This window comes from Xanthomonas sp. D-109, from assembly GCF_017746095.1.
In the GTDB taxonomy this organism is placed as follows: domain Bacteria; phylum Pseudomonadota; class Gammaproteobacteria; order Xanthomonadales; family Xanthomonadaceae; genus Xanthomonas_A; species Xanthomonas_A sacchari.
Map to the genome: position 1 here is coordinate 1 of NZ_JAGHWV010000025.1, position 1,305 is coordinate 1,305.

Below are 1,305 nucleotides of genomic sequence, written 5' to 3' on the forward strand. Positions count from 1 at the left end.
GCGCCGGCGGATGGTGGTGGACTGGAACGACACGGCGGCCCCCTACTCCGAGCATCTGTGCCTGCACGAGCCGTTCGAGCGCAGTGCCGCCCGTACGCCCGACGCGCCGGCGCTGCGCTTCGAGGAACAGGTGCTGTCCTATGCCGAGCTCAACCGCCAGGCCAATCAGTTGGCCCGTCACCTGCGCGGCCTGGGCGTGGCTCCGGGTGTGCGCGTGGCCATTTGCGTCGAGCGTGCCGTGGAGATGGTCGTGGGGCTGCTGGCCATCCTCAAGGCGGGGGGCACTTATATCCCGCTCGATCCGGCCTACCCTGCCGAGCGCCTGGCGTTCATGCTCGCCGACGCGCACCCGCAGGTGGCGCTCACCCATGCTGCTGCGCGGACAGTGCTCGATGCGGCAGTCGCATCGCTCTCGACAGCCCCGCCGGCCATCGTCGATCTTGTCGCCGATGCCCCTGGCTGGGCCGAGCAACCCGGCCTCGACCTGCCGGTGGCGCAGATCGGCTTGGACAGCCACCAACTGGCCTATGTGATCTACACCTCCGGTTCCACCGGCAAGCCCAAGGGCATCATGGTCGCCCATGCGCCGGCAATCAATCTGATCGAATGGGTCAACGAGACCTATGCCGTCGATGCGCACGATTGCCTATTGTTCGTCACCTCGATCAGCTTCGACCTGTCGGTGTACGACATTTTCGGCATCCTGGCCGCCGGCGGCACGATCTGGCTGGCCAGTCAGGCGATGCTGGCCGATCCGGAACGACTGACCGATGCCCTCCTGGACGAGCGAGTCACGTTCTGGGATTCGGCGCCGGCGGCATTGCAGTTGCTGACGCCGTTTCTGGAGCAGCGCGAACACCGCAATCCCGCGTTGCGGCTGGTGTTCAACAGCGGCGATTGGATTCCGCTGTCGTTGCCGGCCGCAATCGCGGCGCGCTGCCCGAACGCGCAGTTCGTTGCATTGGGCGGCGCGACCGAAGCGACGATCTGGTCCAACGCCTACGACGTACATGCGCTGGATCCGGCGTGGCGCAGCATTCCGTACGGGCGCCCGATCCGCAATGCCCGCTACTACATTCTGGACCGGCACCTGCAACCGGTGCCGGTGGGCGTGATCGGCAATCTGTATATCGCCGGTCCCTGCCTGGCGCAGGGCTATACCGATGCGCAGCTGACTGCCGAGCGGTTCATCGCGGGCCCCGCGCAGGACATTCCCGGTCCGCTGTACTGCACCGGGGACCTGGCGCGGTTCTATGCCGACGGCAACATCGAGTTCATCGGCCGCAACGATTTCCAGGTGAAGAT

General features: G+C 66.3%; 1 protein-coding gene. It reads left to right on the top strand.

Annotated elements, in window-relative coordinates; genetic code table 11:
* Positions 1-130: 130 nt before the first annotated feature.
* The coding region (locus J7357_RS18675) for an amino acid adenylation domain-containing protein (RefSeq protein WP_343237436.1) at positions 131-1,305 on the top strand (1,175 nt) is incomplete at its 3' end.